At 58.8% G+C, this 13,702-nt stretch carries 18 protein-coding genes; 4 read left to right on the top strand and 14 right to left on the bottom strand.

The window, feature by feature from the left end; translation table 11 throughout:
* Window positions 1-12 precede the first annotated feature (12 nt).
* The 6 genes from QNH97_RS09395 to QNH97_RS09420 form a co-directional block, all read right to left on the bottom strand.
* Complete coding sequence (locus tag QNH97_RS09395) at window positions 13-2,727, bottom strand: toprim domain-containing protein (RefSeq protein ID WP_283556572.1); 2,715 nt, start codon at window positions 2,725-2,727, stop codon at window positions 13-15.
* A gap of 6 nt (window positions 2,728-2,733) precedes the next feature.
* On the bottom strand, window positions 2,734-2,967 hold the full coding sequence (locus QNH97_RS09400; protein ID WP_283556573.1) for a hypothetical protein: 234 nt from the start codon (window positions 2,965-2,967) through the stop codon (window positions 2,734-2,736).
* Window positions 2,968-3,042: 75 nt separating this feature from the next.
* A complete protein-coding gene (locus QNH97_RS09405; RefSeq protein ID WP_208667033.1) occupies window positions 3,043-3,414 on the bottom strand; it encodes a hypothetical protein in 372 nt (123 codons plus the stop codon).
* Window positions 3,411-3,701 (bottom strand): Ogr/Delta-like zinc finger protein, encoded by a 291-nt coding sequence (locus QNH97_RS09410; protein WP_283556574.1) that lies wholly within the window; start codon window positions 3,699-3,701, stop codon window positions 3,411-3,413. Before QNH97_RS09410 ends, QNH97_RS09405 begins: the two co-directional genes overlap by 4 nt.
* Window positions 3,698-4,171, bottom strand: coding sequence for a YmfL family putative regulatory protein (locus QNH97_RS09415; RefSeq protein ID WP_145132741.1), 474 nt, complete (start codon window positions 4,169-4,171; stop codon window positions 3,698-3,700). Before QNH97_RS09415 ends, QNH97_RS09410 begins: the two co-directional genes overlap by 4 nt.
* 29 nt (window positions 4,172-4,200) lie before the next feature.
* Entirely contained in the window at window positions 4,201-4,413 is a 213-nt protein-coding gene (locus QNH97_RS09420; RefSeq protein ID WP_283556575.1) for a DNA-binding protein, read from the bottom strand.
* Between the two features lie 85 nt (window positions 4,414-4,498).
* Between QNH97_RS09420 and QNH97_RS09425 the strand changes: the two genes are divergently transcribed.
* The 4 genes from QNH97_RS09425 to QNH97_RS09440 all read left to right on the top strand — a co-directional run bounded on the left by QNH97_RS09425 (window position 4,499) and on the right by QNH97_RS09440 (window position 6,100).
* Window positions 4,499-4,819, top strand: a complete 321-nt coding sequence (locus QNH97_RS09425; RefSeq protein ID WP_283556576.1) for a helix-turn-helix domain-containing protein — start codon at window positions 4,499-4,501, stop codon at window positions 4,817-4,819.
* 11 nt (window positions 4,820-4,830) lie between these two features.
* Window positions 4,831-5,175, top strand: a complete 345-nt coding sequence (locus QNH97_RS09430) for a DUF2511 domain-containing protein (RefSeq protein WP_283556577.1) — start codon at window positions 4,831-4,833, stop codon at window positions 5,173-5,175.
* A 129-nt stretch (window positions 5,176-5,304) separates the two neighbouring features.
* Window positions 5,305-5,466: a hypothetical protein gene (locus QNH97_RS09435; protein ID WP_283556578.1), complete on the top strand. Its 162-nt coding sequence runs from the start codon at window positions 5,305-5,307 to the stop codon at window positions 5,464-5,466.
* Window positions 5,467-5,653: 187 nt separating this feature from the next.
* Window positions 5,654-6,100, top strand: a complete 447-nt coding sequence (locus tag QNH97_RS09440) for a hypothetical protein (RefSeq protein WP_283556579.1) — start codon at window positions 5,654-5,656, stop codon at window positions 6,098-6,100.
* A 36-nt stretch (window positions 6,101-6,136) separates the two neighbouring features.
* On the opposite strand, the gene QNH97_RS09445 is transcribed toward QNH97_RS09440, so the two are convergent.
* The 8 genes from QNH97_RS09445 to QNH97_RS09480 all read right to left on the bottom strand — a co-directional run bounded on the left by QNH97_RS09445 (window position 6,137) and on the right by QNH97_RS09480 (window position 13,698).
* Window positions 6,137-7,405: a phage late control D family protein gene (locus QNH97_RS09445; RefSeq protein ID WP_283556580.1), complete on the bottom strand. Its 1,269-nt coding sequence runs from the start codon at window positions 7,403-7,405 to the stop codon at window positions 6,137-6,139.
* Window positions 7,402-7,842 (bottom strand): phage tail protein, encoded by a 441-nt coding sequence (locus QNH97_RS09450; protein ID WP_283556581.1) that lies wholly within the window; start codon window positions 7,840-7,842, stop codon window positions 7,402-7,404. The genes QNH97_RS09445 and QNH97_RS09450 overlap by 4 nt, the downstream gene beginning before the upstream one ends.
* A gap of 5 nt (window positions 7,843-7,847) precedes the next feature.
* Window positions 7,848-10,943: a phage tail tape measure protein gene (locus QNH97_RS09455; protein WP_283556582.1), complete on the bottom strand. Its 3,096-nt coding sequence runs from the start codon at window positions 10,941-10,943 to the stop codon at window positions 7,848-7,850.
* Window positions 10,933-11,052, bottom strand: coding sequence for a GpE family phage tail protein (locus tag QNH97_RS09460; RefSeq protein WP_283556583.1), 120 nt, complete (start codon window positions 11,050-11,052; stop codon window positions 10,933-10,935). The genes QNH97_RS09455 and QNH97_RS09460 overlap by 11 nt, the downstream gene beginning before the upstream one ends.
* 8 nt (window positions 11,053-11,060) lie before the next feature.
* Window positions 11,061-11,390: a phage tail assembly protein gene (locus tag QNH97_RS09465; protein ID WP_283556584.1), complete on the bottom strand. Its 330-nt coding sequence runs from the start codon at window positions 11,388-11,390 to the stop codon at window positions 11,061-11,063.
* A 47-nt stretch (window positions 11,391-11,437) separates the two neighbouring features.
* The gene (locus QNH97_RS09470) at window positions 11,438-11,953 is read right to left on the bottom strand and encodes a phage major tail tube protein (protein ID WP_283556585.1); all 516 of its coding nucleotides are present in this window, start codon (window positions 11,951-11,953) and stop codon (window positions 11,438-11,440) included.
* A gap of 57 nt (window positions 11,954-12,010) precedes the next feature.
* Window positions 12,011-13,180, bottom strand: a complete 1,170-nt coding sequence (locus QNH97_RS09475; RefSeq protein WP_283556586.1) for a phage tail sheath protein — start codon at window positions 13,178-13,180, stop codon at window positions 12,011-12,013.
* Between the two features lie 116 nt (window positions 13,181-13,296).
* Window positions 13,297-13,698 carry a phage tail assembly chaperone gene (locus tag QNH97_RS09480; protein ID WP_283556587.1) on the bottom strand — a complete coding sequence of 134 codons (402 nt, stop codon included), beginning with the start codon at window positions 13,696-13,698 and terminating at the stop codon, window positions 13,297-13,299.
* Between the last annotated feature and the right edge of the window lie 4 nt (window positions 13,699-13,702).

Consider the following 13,702-nt stretch of genomic DNA (forward strand, 5'->3'; position numbering starts at 1 on the left):
TCGTCCCTATGGTTACGCGCTCTGGAACACCCAGCAGCGCACGGTTAACGGTTTGTTGAACATGGAATTGCCGGCACTTTGAGAGGCGCGGACTGCGCTATACGTGGCCTTGTTGGTTTCCATCAGCTTGCGGCTACGGCTCTCGGTCAGCAGGGAACGCAAGGTCTTGAGGTCGGCCAAATTCTGGCGGTGGATGCTGGCTAACTCGGCGAATTCGTTGAGGTTGATGGCGATCAGCTTGGGGTCAGTGCTGTGGTTGACCTGCGGGCCATCGCCCAGGCTCTCCAGGTACTCGTAGACTTCCCAGAATTCAGCAACCAGCGGGTGGTCGGCGCTAATCGCGGACTGCCGTTCCAAGGCCATGACGGTCAGGGCCTGGTGGGTAGTGACTCGCTGGTTTTCGTTCAGTGGGCAGATCAGGCAGAGGCAGTCGACCAGGGCCATGATCTGGCTGTGATTTTTGATGATCCGTTCGACGCGAATGTCCTTGAGTTTGCGCAGATGCTGTTCGTGCACCAGGACGCGTTCGGCAAATTTCGCCATGATCTGAGCTTCGGCGCGCACGGCCATTAACAAGAAGTGGCTGAGCTGTTCCACCGGGATCAGGTTGAGATTGTCTGCCGCTGCACGGCTCTCAGTAGTCACTTCCGGGCGCGCAAAGTGAGTTTTGATAATCCGGGTCAGGATGGCTTCCGAGGCGCTGACGTCGGCGTTCTGGCTGATCGCAATCGCACCGCGAAACGGCGGTTCGTAGGTCTCGTTACCGCTGGTTTTCATCCCCTTGGTGCCCAGCGTGCCGCCGCCAAAGAAGTCTTTCAGCTCGTCCCAGTCGAAACCCTTGGCATGTGCTTTGTCTGGCTCGTTGCGGTCACCCTCGATCAGCACCACCGGCATGTTGGAAACCTGGCCCATGGCCCGCTGACGGCCCGCACGGGTTGACTTCGATGGGTCAAAGCCTTCGTGTTCACGGCCCAGTAGTTTCCACAGGAACATGAGTAGGGTGGTTTTACCGGCGCCGGCCTCGCCCGTGACTTCCAGGAAAGGAAACGACTTGTACTGTGCGCGGATCTGCTCGGCGAACAGCGAGCCGAACCAGAAGGCCAGGGCGACAATGCCCTTGGCGCCGAAACACAGCCAAAGCATCGGAAGCCAGTCACTGCGGTACTGCTTGGCGTCGCGCTGGATGTGCATCGCGATCGACTTTTGCAACGTCTTCAGGCGCAGCTTGCCGAATTCGAAAAAGTCTTCTTTGTTGACCTGGCTGATTACGCCATTGCGCACTGCGAGGTCGCCGAACACGTAGGCGCCGTGTTCTTTGCTGTAGCCCACGTAGTCGATTGTCTCCACGGTTTTGAGGCCGTAGAGCTGGTCTTTCATGATTTTGTCGAGCTGCTGGCCGCTACCGGTGAACACCGCACCAGCCGCCATGCTGAGCAAGCGTTTCTTGAACTCGCTGGCCGCTGCGACCTGACCACCGGTGAAGGTGTTTTTGACGCTGCAGCCGTCATGCGGGAAGTCCACCCGGAAGTAGTACCAGGATTCATCGGTCACTTCGTTGCGCTGAAAGTACAGAGCCTGTGGGTAGCAGTTGGCAATTTCGACCACGCCGCCGCACTGCCGCAGAGCCTTGTCTCTACGCTGTTTATCGTTGAGCAACTGGTCTTCTTGGCGTTCGGACGATTCCAGTGACTGCATGGCCTTGTGGAATTTCTCCAGGTCCATTTTGAACCAGTACATCCGGCTTTCGAACCCGAAGAAAAATTCGTGGCGCTCGCTCCAGTCGTACATCAGGACGCCTTTTTCCGAGGCGCTTTCGGCCAGCAGCAGGTCGCCGTGATAGCGGGCTGTTTTGAGGTCTTTTTCGATTTGCTGGGCGCGTTGCTCTTCGCCTTCGACAAACTGCCAGCGCTGATGGAGGTCGTTCCAGTCAACCTTGCGGCTGTCGGGCTGAGGGATTTGCGCCGCTTCGCAGACGTAACCCAGGGCTCGTGCCTGACGCACCCAGCGCTTTGTATAGCGGTGAGCACCTGGCTCGTTGTCCAGGGCCCAAATCAGCTTGGGCAGTTTGCCGCCTCGCTGGCGGGCCAGCTCTTTAAGCGATTCCTCGGGATAGGCCCCGGATGACATCGCAGACACCGCCGCAATGCCGTTGTGCACCAGAGCGATGGCGTCAAAGATACCCTCGACAATCCACAGCTCTTTGACATCCAGCAGCTCGACGCACGGCGGGCACCACCAAACGCCACGGGGGCTGCCACCAGGTTTGAAGCGGGCTTTCATCTTGCCGAAGCGGTGCGGGCGGTCAATCAACCGCTCCCAGTAGCCACCTTTATCGAGTGCAAACCGCACCGTGGCGCTGCCTTCGTTCAGATCATTGGAAAAGTAGGAGTCCTGGGTAAACCAGCCTTGAATAACATCGAAACGAAAGCCCCGTGCGAACTCTAGGTACGCGCGGGCAGTGGCGTTCGGGTGCAGCTCAGTGGCCGGTGCGCGAGTGCTCCAGTCGTTGAAAAGATCCTCGTAGAGTTCTTTTACGTGCCAGGTTTGGCCGCATTTACCACGGCCACATCGGATGACCCAGGGATCATCGTGGAAAGCGAATAGCTCCTTTTTATTGCAGGCAGGGCACTTGCCTTCCCGCATGTATTTGCCGGCCTTGTGCTTGAAACCGTAATCGGACTTCAGGCGGTCAAGAATGTCGGCGCGTAACTCGTATTCCATTTTCATCGGGGCTTACTTCACTTCGCCGAGACTGTGTTTAAGGGCGCCAATCAGGCGTTTTTGCGCGGCCATAACCGGGAAGGCCGCGAGCAACGAGCCATGCCGCAACCCCTCGGGGATCATGCGAAAGCGGTCGTCGTACCAATGCTCGTTGAACTGCTGGGCGTACTGGCTCCGTAGCGCTTGCAGCAGCGCTTCGGCCTCTTCGCGTGGCAGTTTTGCGGTGATGGCGACGTCGATTTGCATGGTCCACCTCGGATTTCGGGCAAAGCTCACCCAAACCCACGGGAAGCGGGGCAGGGCGGGTTGTTTAAACGGGGGTTACTGAGGGTGTTGCTTCAGCGCGTCATCGCGCTGGGCGAGCAGGGTCTGCGGCAGCAGCCTTGCCGGAACCGGGTACCGAAGGTCGGCCCGGGTATCGATCAAGTGGACGACAGTGCTGCCTGGGCTGTTGCCCCAGTCCACGCCGATCCACTTGCGCTGGTTGATGACCTGCAATTCAGTCCAAGCGTTGTGCACCAGCTTCTGCGCCATGAACACCGGCACTTCCAGCGCGGTGGTCATGTGCCGAACGCAGTTCTCGTACAGCAGGTCTGAGCCCACCAGGTGCTGCGCTTCGTGCCGTTGCAGGTAGGCGAATGCCACCCGCTGCATGCTGCTGCGGTAGTCGTGGTCAAGCTCTTCATGGTTCATTGCGCACACTCCATTTCCATTTGGTCGAGCAGGTCGGGTTGATCGTTGGCGGATTTCATCGCGGCACGGCGCAGGGCAATGTCGGCGATGGGCAACTTGACGGAGGGGTTAGCCATACCGCTGGGGCTCATTTCATGAGTCATTTCGAACTCAGCCCGCACCGACCAGCCGCAGGCCTCGTTGGTGCATTGCAGGTAGGCCACCCGCAGAAAAATGTGTGTGCCTTCGCTGGTACGGATACGCATGCGGTCTTGGCAGTGAGGGCAGACCAGCTTGTAAGTGCTCAATGCTTGCGCTCCTTGCTGTGCAACTGGATGGTGGCCAGCACTTCGGAGTGGCGCGCAGCCATGTAGCGATTGTGAGCACCGAGAATTGCCGCAGCCTCGCCTGGCTCAACTACCCCGTCCTCTAGCGCCTTCGCGATGATCTGATCGACATAACCACGCTTCGCAGCGGCATGTACTGACCGGCTGTACAGGTCGATGTTGTCCAGAGTCTCGGGTTTAGCAAGTGGCACGAACATGCCGCCGTACATGGCTGCGATGTATTCAGGCAAGTGAGTTGTGCCAGCATCCTGCTCGAGCAAATGAATCTGCTCATCACTGAGAGGGCGGCTGCCTGCGTTCTCGTAAACATGGTTGTCGAACTTCTTGAGTTCATAGCCGAGCCGGGCAGCGGCACACTCGCGCCCGCCGGGGTAAGCGCAAATGACTGCGCTCATGACTTGGCGCTTGGTCGCTAGTATTGGGCGTTTCATCTTCTGGTTTTCTCCCAGAGCCCAAGGCCCTAATTTGTAGGCTCAGAAGCTTTAATGCCCAGCAGGACCGCTGCCCTATGAGCTGCTCCGCGCAGACATTTCTTCTGTCCATTCAGCACCGCGTAAACGGTCGAAGGATGAAGGCCGTTCTCAATGGCGAAGTCCTTTACGGAAATGCCTCGAAGCTCCAGGCGCTTTCTAGCGGCCTGGCAGGCTTGCTCGGGTGCGTAGGTGGCGTGCATAGTTCAGATTCGTGTGATTTCGCGTAATGGTGCGAAGATATTGGTTCAGATATTTGAACCTGTCAATGCTTGAGGTTCAAAAAATATGACCATTGGCGAGCGGCTGAAGGAAGAAAGGTCGCGCTTGGGACTTAGCCAGACTGATTTAGGCGCTGCTGGTGGCGTCGGCAAAACCACTCAAATCAATTACGAAAAGGGCGCGGGAACACCGGATGCCAAGTATTTGGCTGCTGTTGAGGGATTGGGTGTGGATGTTCTCTATGTGGTGACCGGCCAACGTTCGTCTATGGGCGAAAATCAGCTGTCGAACGATGACTTGGAAATCGTGAAGCACGTACGCAACCTGGGCGATGAGGATAAGGGGGCGGTGATGCGCCTTCTCAGGGCTTTTACAGTTAACAAATAAGGAGTTTTGGCATGAAAAGGATAACGTTATCGGTAGTGGCGCTGGCAATGCTCGCTTCGGGTGTGTGTGGTGCCAAGGAAAGGACTCAGGAGGTTTCGAGTAAGGACTACGGAGACGCTTGGCCGTTTACGGTTGATAGCGTTGACCTGTTGTGCTTTGGACCCTCGCCCAAGGCGTTGGCCCGAACGTCAGATGGGACCGTCTATGCCTTGAGTGGTAGTGCACGGAGTCAGGCAAAAGATCGCGGTTGGTCGGACGGCCAGGACATCACCAAGCCCAATCCTACGATGCCATCCATCAAGATGGACTATAGCGATATTGTCCAACGTGCTCAGGCGCTCTGCGATGGGGCGTAATTTGCAATAAAATTTTTTGCGATGGGCTGGTGACACACCCAAACATGCTGAGAATGACTCACTCCCCGGGCGCTTTGGTTGGTACCGATGTTGGTGCCGGGCGCCCGAACGTGTTGAATGGAGTGACACATGTCGGTGATGAAAAAGGTAGATGTCGATCAATCTGAAGCAATTGGATGGTCTGAGTTGAATGAGCGTGAACGGAAATTTGTTCAGCTATTCAGGCTGCTCGACGAGGTTAGTCAGAAAGACTTAATTCGCTTTCTCGATGTGCTCCTAGCCTCCCAGTAAAATGAACCCGGCCATGTGCCGGGTTTTGTTTTTTTAGTCAAACACTCAAGAAAATTATCCCTTTGTCGACAGATACACGGAGGAGGTTTTTCCGAGACAGGGTTGTTTCGCCCGCCATATGGCAGACGTTTCGAATCAGATCGGCTAGGCCTTCATTATCTGTCAGGCTCAGTTAAGGGTGAAATGTTTGGACGTCGATAAAGAAACAAAATCTGCTAAAAAATTGTGGCTTTGGGGCCTCATTATCATGGCTGTAAGCGGCGTGATCATTTTGGTCTCGCTGCTCCTTTCGATATACGGTTACGCTGACTATCAAGGGTGGGATCGGGTAAAACACCTTGTGGGCGTTATCTATTCAAGTACGCAGCTCCCTGTTCTGAGCACCATCTGGAAACTCGCGGCTCAAATGGATTTCAATGACCCATTGAAACTGCAGAACCTTGGTTTCTTTGGTGAGGTCATTGTTTTCATGGTTGGCGCTGCGATGATGGGCACTGCGAATAGAACCCTTACTGATATCGCCAAGGCGTCTCACGAAGCTACGCAGGAACGCCGGAAGGAACAGTTAAAAAAGCAGCAGGAACAGCAAAGTGAACAGCAGCGCATGAAGCAGAAAGAAAAAGATCTTTCTTGATGGCTTCCAAAGCCTAAACCCAGTTCCGTAAAGGGTTTAGGCTTTATCTGCTTGCATTCGCTTCCACTCCCGATCCACCGCCCGCTTGGCCGTCTTCTCGGTCGCATACAACCACCGCAACCGCTTCGGCTTGCTCTGATCCCCAGCCGTTACCGTCTTTTCCTTCCCGGTTTTCTTGTCGCGGTAGTACGCGATGATCCCGGTGTAATCGCCTTTGTTTTCCTCCGCCAGATCCTCAACCGTATCCTCGGGCAGCTTGCTTTCCAGCTCCAGGCTCACGGTGTACCCATTATCCGGGCTCAGGGTGTGCTGCACGTTACCGCCGTACCAGATGATTTCGTCGATTTCCGGCTTCACGCCCTGGAGCGTGTAGGTCAGTTCGGGAATCAGGTCAGGCCTGCCCCGGGCGAGGGTGTAGCTAAGCGTTGCGCTGCCACGCTGCAATCGATTGAGTTCCGCCCGGGCAGCGCGCAGGGCGGACTGGCGGTCGCTGAAGGTATGACGCAGATCTTTCAGATTTTCACCGCCGCCGGCAATGGCCTCCTGTTTCTTTGCGCTGTTCACGTCGTAGAAATAGGCACGCACACCGTCGTAGCTGTCGCGGTCGGCTTGCAGGTATCGGTGTTGGTCACCGTCGCCTCGGGTGAGCGTGATATGCGGCAGCTCGGCGCCGGTGGCCGTCTTGCCGCCGCCGGCCGGCAGACACAGCAGGCACCCGGCCTTGACGGTGACCACCGCGTCGAATTCTTCCCCCATGCGGCTGATCAGGTTGGCGTCGGATTCGTTGGCCTGATCGAGCTGGAGGATGGGTAGACCGTCCAGGGCGCCGGCGATGGTGGCGGTGAGGCCGTTGCCCAGGGCGATGTCGCCCAGGACGTCGCCGAGGGTGGTGTTGCTCCAGCTGCGTTCGCGTTTGGTCTTGAGGCCCTTGCGCAGGTCCGCAGAGCGAGCGCGGATGCTTAGCACGTCCGGCGCGCCGCTGTGCTCGGTTTCGTCGACGGTATAGCTACCTTTGTCCACCAGGCCGGTGTCACTCCAGCCCAGCCATAGACGGATGACTGCCCCCTTAGGTGGGATGGCCAGCAGCCCGTCGTGGTCGCTGAGGGTGATGCTGAGTTGGTCGGCCTCAATGCCGCGATTGTCGGCCAGGTCCAGGCTCATCAGCCGCGGGCTGATCAACTGGGCGATGTCGTTGCCGTCGACTGTGATTCGGAATGCTGGCACAGGGTAGGCGGCGTCGCGGCGGTAGCGTTCGGCCAAGTCATCCAGATAACCGGTGACGCGGGAGAGGACTGCGTCGATCACAACAGCGTCCTCATGATGTTGACTCCGGCGCTGGTACCCGCGCCGAGCAGGTCGATACGGTCATCATCGATACGCTTGAGGCTGAGGGAGAACTCAATCCGTCGTGGCGTGCCGTCACGGAAGAAGATCGTTTTGGTTTCGCTCAGGCTCTCAATGATCCAGAGGCCGTAGATTCGGCCGCTGCCTTCGACCATCGGCCAGGCTTTGCCGGTGTTGGCCATCAGGCGCAGGGCGTCAAGGCTCAGGGAGCTGCCGGCCAGCTCCGGTAGGATGACGCCGGGCAGTGTGATGGAATCGTCACCACGTCCGACAAACTGCCGCGCCGGGGCTGCGCCGACGCGGCTGTTGCTCGCGTGGCGCCATTCGGTTTGGCGTTGCAGTTCCTGGTATGCGGCGGTAGATAGGCTAAACACGAACATGCCCAAGGCAAGCATCATGGGGGTTACTCCAGATCGGACAGTTTGCTGCGCTGGCGGGCGCCTTTTTCACTGGCAATGCGTGCCAGCTCGGCACGCACGGCACGGCTGATCGCCTGCGCGTCCATCCCCGGCGTGGTGTGGATGTTGATTTCGTAGTTGTCATGGCTGTCGTAGGTCGATGCCGGGGTAGGGCTGAGAGGCGCACGGTCATCGATGGCGAAGGACGGTAGAGACATCGAGCCGAACGCCAATGCCCCGGCAGCCAGTTGCTTGCCTAGATTGATGATGCTCGGCAGTAGACTGCTGCCTTCGTTCATCGCTGGTCGTTGTTCGGCGATAGGTCCAAGTGCGGCCGCTCGGGTTTCTTTGGTCTGTGCGGCTGACGTAAATGGTTCAGCCAGCGCCGTACTGTCAAATAGTGGGGCGGGTACCGCCGGAGCGCCAAGAGCGAAGGCCCCGGCCTCAGTGATTTGCTTGCTGAGCTGGTTCACCGCCTGGAGTGGTCCTTTCTGGCCACCTTCCAACCCCTGCGCCAAGCCTGCCATGGTAAAGCCGCCCAGCTCCGCGAACACCCGCGAGGGGCTGTGAATATCGAGCTTTTCCTTGAACCACCCAATCACTGCATCACCAGCCCCGGTGATGGACTCTTTGGCTACCGTCAAGCTGTTGGTGATGCCATTTGCCAGGCCTTGGATCATCTGCGAACCCAGTTCGGCGAAACGTGCAGGTAGGCCTAGCAAAAGGCTGAGCGTGCCGCCGATGACGGAACCAAAACGTTGCCCCATGGATTGAGCGGCGCCGCCGACGTCTTCGACGGGCGCAAGTAGCTGACCAAACCAATTGATCAAGCTGCTGACGCCGTTCGCGATCAGGCTGAATAAGGGGCGTGCAATGCTGCCCAGAAGCTGTAAGGCAGTGCCGATACCTGGAAGCGTCAAGACTACTTGACCCAAGCTCAGCAGAGATTGGCCCAGGCCCGCGAAACTATCGAGTACGGGTTGTAGCGCGCCGACAAGGCCTTGCCAGAAACCGAGGAAAAACCCTTTGATGGGGTTCCAATACTTGTAGACCAACACACCCGCAGCAACCAGAGCCGCGATGGCCCCCAGCAACCAGCCTATGGGTGTCGCCATGATGGCGGCACCGACCGCGCTGATCGCACCGCCGAGCATTGGCAGCACGCTCGCTGCTGCCAGGCGGGCGCTGCTGACGAAAGCAGGTAAGGCACTGAACAAACCGCCAGCCGAGCGGGTAACCACCAACGTTCGCCAGACTCGCCCGAGCCGACCAATGCTTGCCCCTGCGCCTATAGCTGCGGTGCGGGTACCAATCAATTGGGCTCGTACCGCGCCCAAGCGTATGCCGAACATCGCCATACCGTAGCGCACCACCGCAAATGGGCCGATCAGACCCGCAAGGGTTAACGCCAGGCCACCGAACGCGAAGGACAAGCCGGCGACCAGCGCCACGACTTTGACCAGGCCGCCCGCCAGCTTGGGATTCTCGCGAGCCCAGGCGCCGACGTTGTTGGCGACCTCTCCCAAGGTTTGGATCACCTCTTTCAGCTCAGGCGCCACGGCGGCGCCAAACTCAGCCATGGCATTGGTCCAGCTGCCTTGAGCGGCCTCCATGACATTGGTGAGGGTACCGAGTTGTTCGTTGACGCGCTTGCGCAGGTCGGCCTGGTTTTGCAGCTTCTGCTGTACCTCCTGATAACCTGCGAGCCCCTTGTTCATCATGGTGTTCAAGGTGGTCATGGTTTCGGAGTCGTCACCAAACAGATCCTTGATGGTGGCGGTGCGGTCTTCGTCGTTCAGGGTCTTGAGTTTTTCGACCTGGGCGAACAGGTTTTCCAGGCCGGCGAAGTTGCCCTTGTCGTCGGTAAATTTGAAGCGGATGGGCTTGCCTTCCAGCTCCATGATTTTGTTAACGTCCTTGACCCCGTCTTTGTCCAGGCCAGCCTGGAAGATTTTCCGGTAGGCGTTGCCGGCCGCACCGCCCTCCATGCCTGCCTGGTCCATCATGACCAGCAGCGGGGCCAGTTCAGCAGCGGCGTCGATACCGGATTTTTTGATGGTGTCCATCACCGGCGCGATCTTGCTAAAGCCCTGGAGCATGTTGGTCGGGTCTACACCTGCGTAGAAGCCACGCTGGATCGTGTCCATCAGCGACATCATGTCTTTTTCGGAAGTGCGGGTAGCGTCCTGCATCTTGGCCGCAAATTCGGCCGCCTCGGCCACCGGCATTTTCAGCTGTACGCCCAGGTACGCGGCCGCCTCACCAGTACCGCCGAGAATGCTCTGCGCGCTGAGGCCTTGACGCCGCAGCATGGTCATCATTTCCTGAAAATCAGCCGTGGTGCCGGGCAGGCGGTCGCCCAGCCGGGTCGCCAGATCGGTGATTTTCTGGAAGTCCTCAGACACCTTGCCGGTGCCGTCCATCATTGAGACCTTGAGTTGTGTGGCCGAATCTTCATTCGGTGCAAAGGCGCCCAGAGCCTTGGCCACGGGGCGGCTCGCCGCATAGCCCACGCCCAGGCCGGCGGCGCCGTTCGTGGCCAGGTTGCCGGCGAGATTCTGGGTTTTCTCCATCTTGGAGCGCTCGATAGCGAAACGCTTCTGCTGGGCATTCAACGCGACCAGGCGTTTGCCCTGCTCGCTGATGCTGGCGTTGGTGGCGCCGATCTGCTCGCGTAGCTGACGTTCGTGGCTGCTCAGATTTTTGGTGCTGATCCCAGCGCCGTGCAGCTTGCTCCGTAGCGCCTGGAGCTGTTCGCCCTGCTGCTGGTGTTGTTCCTTGAGCTTTTGCGCTTCACGCACGGCAGCCCGGAAGTCCTTGGCCATAGACTTGGTTGGCACACCGGTAGCAGCAAACTGTTGGGACAGCGCCCGAACCTTGTCGCGGGCGGCGCCTAAGGCTTTTTCGGTTTGTTCGGCGGCAGCGCGCTGGGTGCGCCAGGCACTGATGTCTTTCTGTTGGGTGTTGAGTTCCTTGAGGCGGTCGCGGGCTTCCTTGAGGGCGCGGGCGGCACCGATGCTGTTGTTGTTGATGGCCTTCAGTGGGCCGCTCGCCTTGTCGATGGCGTTGAGCAACACCTGAAGTTTTAAGTCATTCGCCATCGGTGGAACTCCGCACCCGGGCGCGCTCGCGCCACTCCATCAGTTCAAGCAGGCCCAACTGGTCCATGTCAGTCGGTGCCCAATGAAAAACCACGGCCAGATCGGCCATGGCTTCTTCTACGCAACGAGGGATGCGTCCGTCTTCACCGACTTCTGCAACAAAAAACCGGAAATCTTGCTGCCACAGGCGAGGAGGTCGGCCGGGTCCATGCATGCGGCTTCGGGTGCGGTGATGCCTGGGTTGCTGATACGCGGCAGGATCTTGATGAGGGTGGCCACGTCCATGTTCAGCAGTTCGACCAGTTGCACACCGCGCAGCTCACCGGACTGCGGTTTACGCAAGGTAATGCTGTCGATGACGGACTTGCCTCGGATAATCGGGGTGTCGAGGATGACGGTGTTGTCATCCACTGGGGGCAGGGCTTCAAGGGTGTCGTCAGTTTTCATGTAAGGCTCCAGTTCGCGGGGTTAATCGCCCAATAGGGCAGGAATGATCAGATGCCAAGGGCTTGGCGCTGTTCGGCCAGCATGTCCACGCCATTGACGATTTCGATGAAGTTGAGCAGGTCGATTTCGATGATTTCTTCGTTGTCGACGATCAATTTGTAATAGGTGCAGGTGGTGGTGATGCTGTGTTCAGTGTCTTCGCCTGCCTGCCCGTCACCCATTTCAATGGTCTCGTGGCGGCCGCGCATGACAACCTCAACGGCGGTGATTTCTTCAGTGTCGTCTTGCTGGAACGAACCGGTGAAGCGCAGGGCAACACCTGAGGCGTTGATGGCGCCGAACTGCTTCAGGGCAATCAGATCCAGTCCGCCGGTTTTCCATTCGAATTGGATACCGTCGTCCGAGAAGCCGAGGTCGACCTTGACCGGGCCGTTCATGCCGCCGCCGCGATAGGCTTCCATCTTGCGGCCGAGCGGGGGCAGGGTGACGGTCTTGACTACGCCCAAATAGCTGTTGGCGTCGTTGAAGAGGTTGAGGTTTTTAAGTTTGCGGGGCATGGCCATGGCGGTGTTCTCCGTTGCGCAGGCGCGGGGTCAGCTCCCCTTGCGGGGAGGCCCGGTTTAACTGTTGATCTTGCTGGCGAAGTCGATCAGGTAGCGGTCGGTGATGCGTTGGCGCAGCGTGAGGTCTTCCAGCGGTGGCACGGGCGTGTAGTCGTAATCGAGGAACAGCTTGCCGGCCTTGAGGGTGTCCTTATCGTTGGCGTCATCCGGGTACCAGCACTTACCGCCGATCAGGTACCCCGCCGAAACCATCTCGCGGAACTTGGCGTTCACCCCTTCGATGATGTCCCGCACCAGGGACGCATGCAGGGGCTTGTCCACGGCCCACATGTGCGCCTCGGCCATGGTGTCAGCGAGAATCTGCGCGGTGCGGGTGTAGTTCTCGAAGGCAAACAGTGGATCGGCACTGGTCGTGCGGCTACCCCAGAAGCGGAAGCCGCCTTCATTGATAAGCGTGGTGACTTCGTTGCTGTTGAGGTAGTTGGCGTCCGTGGCCGGGTTTTGCAGATCCCAGAACACATCGGCGCTGATGCCCGTAACGCCATTCACCGGGACGTTGGAGAGCGTTTTGTGCCAGCCAACCTCCTGGTCGATCTTGGCGCGCAGGCCCAGGGCGCGTGCCACGGCCGAGGCGGTGTCGGTCTGGCTGGTGACGGTGTTCCAGCTTTGGAACTCCGGCCAGATAACCATCGTCTCACGGGCACCGAAGTTATCCCGGTACGCGACCACTTCTTCCTTGGTTTTGCAGCCCCAAGCGCTGACATAGGCGAAGCCGCGCAGCTGCTGGGCGGTGGACACCAGAGCGGTGGCCACCGGAAGGCTGTCGAGGCCTGGCACGCCCAAGATGCGCGGCACCATGCCAACGCGAGCCTTGGCGGCGAGCAGGGCTTTCATGCCGGTGTATTTGCCCTCGGCCGTGGTGGTGCCGATCAGGGCGCTGGTGGTTTCTGCCTCGGTCTCGCCTTCTTTCACCCGCACGACGATGGTGTAGGGCTTGGTCTGGTCGGCGATGGCCTGAAGGCTCTTCGCCAGGGTGCCTGTGGTGCCGGCCTTGCCGATGGCGGTTTGTACGTTGGTCAACAGTATCGGTATGTCGAATGGAAAGACGGTGGCATCAGCGTCGTCGGCCGTGCAGACCATGCCGATAACAGCGGTGGGGATGGTGCGAATGGGGCGGGTGCCGTCGTTGAGTTCGATGACCCGCACGCCGTGAAGATAATCGGCCATGGGTTTGCCTGCGCAGTGATTGGGATGACAGTGCACAGGCTGCCGCGCGCGCGCCGGTTGGGCGAGCGCGGGGGCTTGTAGGGGAGGGGGTTACAGGAGGAGGTAACGTGAGGTGTTCACTGAACCTGTTCGGCAATCCATGACGGCGCCACTGGTCGGGACTCAATATTTGGGAAGGTATCGGTTTGAGGCCATTCCCTCAACGACTGGCGATAGGTGAGCAGCTCTGCAAACTGCTCAGTCGCCAGCGTAGGAACCAACGCCAAATCCTGTTCATCACGATGGCGCGTGACAAGCCATTCAGTTGCTTGCAATTCTAGGTTGCGCCATACCCGCTCGGCATTCACCTGTTCGGAGGCGTCCCCTGCCGGTGGCGGGGAGAAGTTGCCATCCACTACGGTCCAGTCTGGCCGCGTATCCGTAGGACAAGCTTGCCACAACAGATCCGGGTGGAAGCGTTCCGTTGGATCAACGTCGGTAGTTTCGACTACCGTCCCGTTTTCGATTCTTGCCCACATGCTG

The organism is Pseudomonas sp. G2-4 (assembly GCF_030064125.1).
Taxonomy (GTDB): domain Bacteria; phylum Pseudomonadota; class Gammaproteobacteria; order Pseudomonadales; family Pseudomonadaceae; genus Aquipseudomonas.

Coding starts and splice junctions, on each gene's coding strand:
- QNH97_RS09425 (WP_283556576.1), top strand. CDS start 4,499: ATGACCATTGGCGAGCGGCTGAAGGAAGAAAGGTCGCGCTTGGGACTT.
- QNH97_RS09400 (WP_283556573.1), bottom strand. CDS start 2,967: ATGCAAATCGACGTCGCCATCACCGCAAAACTGCCACGCGAAGAGGCC.
- QNH97_RS09465 (WP_283556584.1), bottom strand. CDS start 11,390: ATGAAAACTGACGACACCCTTGAAGCCCTGCCCCCAGTGGATGACAAC.
- QNH97_RS09460 (WP_283556583.1), bottom strand. CDS start 11,052: ATGGCCGATCTGGCCGTGGTTTTTCATTGGGCACCGACTGACATGGAC.
- QNH97_RS09480 (WP_283556587.1), bottom strand. CDS start 13,698: ATGTGGGCAAGAATCGAAAACGGGACGGTAGTCGAAACTACCGACGTT.
- QNH97_RS09435 (WP_283556578.1), top strand. CDS start 5,305: ATGTCGGTGATGAAAAAGGTAGATGTCGATCAATCTGAAGCAATTGGA.
- QNH97_RS09475 (WP_283556586.1), bottom strand. CDS start 13,180: ATGGCCGATTATCTTCACGGCGTGCGGGTCATCGAACTCAACGACGGC.
- QNH97_RS09470 (WP_283556585.1), bottom strand. CDS start 11,953: ATGGCCATGCCCCGCAAACTTAAAAACCTCAACCTCTTCAACGACGCC.
- QNH97_RS09455 (WP_283556582.1), bottom strand. CDS start 10,943: ATGGCGAATGACTTAAAACTTCAGGTGTTGCTCAACGCCATCGACAAG.
- QNH97_RS09430 (WP_283556577.1), top strand. CDS start 4,831: ATGAAAAGGATAACGTTATCGGTAGTGGCGCTGGCAATGCTCGCTTCG.
- QNH97_RS09420 (WP_283556575.1), bottom strand. CDS start 4,413: ATGCACGCCACCTACGCACCCGAGCAAGCCTGCCAGGCCGCTAGAAAG.
- QNH97_RS09405 (WP_208667033.1), bottom strand. CDS start 3,414: ATGAACCATGAAGAGCTTGACCACGACTACCGCAGCAGCATGCAGCGG.
- QNH97_RS09395 (WP_283556572.1), bottom strand. CDS start 2,727: ATGAAAATGGAATACGAGTTACGCGCCGACATTCTTGACCGCCTGAAG.
- QNH97_RS09415 (WP_145132741.1), bottom strand. CDS start 4,171: ATGAAACGCCCAATACTAGCGACCAAGCGCCAAGTCATGAGCGCAGTC.
- QNH97_RS09450 (WP_283556581.1), bottom strand. CDS start 7,842: ATGATGCTTGCCTTGGGCATGTTCGTGTTTAGCCTATCTACCGCCGCA.